This is a genomic window from Cupriavidus sp. HMR-1, assembly GCF_000319775.1.
In the GTDB taxonomy this organism is placed as follows: domain Bacteria; phylum Pseudomonadota; class Gammaproteobacteria; order Burkholderiales; family Burkholderiaceae; genus Cupriavidus; species Cupriavidus metallidurans.
Genome location: NZ_ANKP01000180.1, coordinates 1 through 2,037 on the forward strand (window position 1 = coordinate 1; position 2,037 = coordinate 2,037).

Below are 2,037 nucleotides of genomic sequence, written 5' to 3' on the forward strand. Positions count from 1 at the left end.
CGTCGGGGCGACGGTGGCGCAGCCCGCCAGCACCGCTAACGCGGCCAAGGCGGCCAGCATCGCGAGCGTCGCCAGCGCGGCGGGCAGCCTCAATCGTCGCAAAATTGCTCCAGCACGCTCAGCCGACGGCGCGACTCCGTCACGAATGGATTGTTCAGATCCCAGGCATAGCCCGCCAGGATCGACGAGATCATGTCGCGAATGTCGGTGGGCGCGTTGGGATGGAAGATAAGCTTCTGGAAGCTGCCTTCGTACCATGCCTCGACAAAGGCACGGAAGCAGTCAACGCCTGCTTTCAGCGGCCTGGCGTACTCGGTCTCCCAGTCAACGGTTTCGCCGGCCAACGCGCGCGCCACGCAGGCGGTGGCGAGGCTGGCCGACTTGAACGCGATGGTCACGCCCGACGAGAACACGGGGTCGAGGAATTCGCCGGCATTGCCGAGCAGTGCATAGCCATTGCCCCAGAGCGACCGGACGTTGGCCGAATAGCCGACGATCTGGCGGGCCGGCGTGTCCCACTCGGCATCCTTCAGCAGCTTCGCGAGGCCCGGCTCCTCGGCCACGAGCTGCCTGAGGCGAGTCATTTCATCGCCTTCGTACTGGTCGAGGAACGACTTCTCGGCCACCACGCCCTGTGAGCAACGCCCGTTGGAGAACGGGATGGTCCAGTACCAGACATCGACGTGTTCCGGATGCACGCTGACGCGGATCTTGTTGCGATCGAAGCTGCCCCCCGGAATCCTGTCGGCCACGTGCGTGAAGATGGCGGCGCGCACCGGAAAGTTCGACGGCGACTCCAGGTCGAGCAGGCGCGGCAAAACCCGGCCAAAGCCAGAGGCGTCCAGCAGGAAGCGTGATTCCACCTGATACACGTTGCCATCCGGATCGCGCACGGTGACGACCGGCGCAGCACCGCTGACGTCCACCGCTTCCACGACATGGCGAAAGCGCACCTCGGCGCCCTGCTTCTGCGCCTCGCGAATCAGCACATCGTCGAAATGGGCGCGCTGTACCTGGTAGGTGGTGCCCCATCCCGGCGAGAATTTCTCGCGAAAATCGAAATCGGTATAGCGGTCGCCCCGCGCGAAGGCCGCCCCGTTCTTGTACTGGAAGCCCGCCTCCACCACGGCCTGCAACATGCCGGCCTCCTCGATGTAAGCCATGCTCTGGGGCAGCAGGCTCTCGCCGATCGAGAAACGCGGGAACGTTTCCTTTTCGATCACCAGCACGCCGATGCCGCGCTTGCGCAGCAATCCGGCCGCCACGGAACCCGCCGGGCCCGCGCCGACGATCAGTACGTCCACTGTCTCTTTCTTCATTGAGATCCTTCCTGACTGATTTGATGCGATGACGTTCCGGGCAGCGGCCTGAACCACGGCGACATCACCCAGACCGCACCCACGCCCGACAGCATCGTCGCCCCGAACGCATGAAGCGCGGGTGTCGACGACAACGCAAGCAGCCCGAACGCCAGCAACGTGCTGGCCGCCCCGAGCACGATGGCGGTCCAGGACACGCCATCGCCCGGGTGTTCGAGCAGGAAAATGCCATAGTCGACGCCCACACCCAGCAGCAGCGCCAGCGCGAGCACCGAGAACAATTGCAGTGGCACGCCGGTCCAGCCCAGCACGGCCACACTGAACGCAGCCGCCAGCAGCGTCGGCACGAGCGCGCGCCAGCCCGAGCGGCCATAACGCCACCAGAGCAGCAGTGCCACGCCCACGGCGCCTGCCAGCAGGAACCAGCTCATTAACACCCGGTAGTGATGGAGCAGGAACGAGATATCGGCCACGCGATCGACCCACTCCGCGCCGGGCACCTGCCGCACCGACGCCGCGATACCGGCAATCGCCGACACGTGGTCGAGGCCGCGCAACAGCATCACGCTGGCAAAGCCATTGCCTTCGCGGCCAAGCCACAGGTGCCGCAGCGTTTCCGATACCGGATTCGCCAGCCACGCGGGCAGCGTCAGCACGGCGTCACCAGCACGCGCGGACGGAGCGGGCGGCGCGATCGAGCCGCCCACTGCGCTGGCCA

Annotated in this window: 1 protein-coding gene and 1 pseudogene; both read right to left on the minus strand. The window is 66.0% G+C overall.

Annotated elements, in window-relative coordinates; genetic code table 11:
* Positions 1-89: 89 nt before the first annotated feature.
* Positions 90-1,319 (minus strand): NAD(P)/FAD-dependent oxidoreductase, encoded by a 1,230-nt coding sequence (locus D769_RS19735; RefSeq protein WP_008648682.1) that lies wholly within the window; start codon positions 1,317-1,319, stop codon positions 90-92.
* Positions 1,316-2,037 (minus strand): annotated as a pseudogene (locus D769_RS19740) (hypothetical protein); the annotation flags it as partial. The gene D769_RS19735 and the pseudogene D769_RS19740, both read right to left, overlap by 4 nt.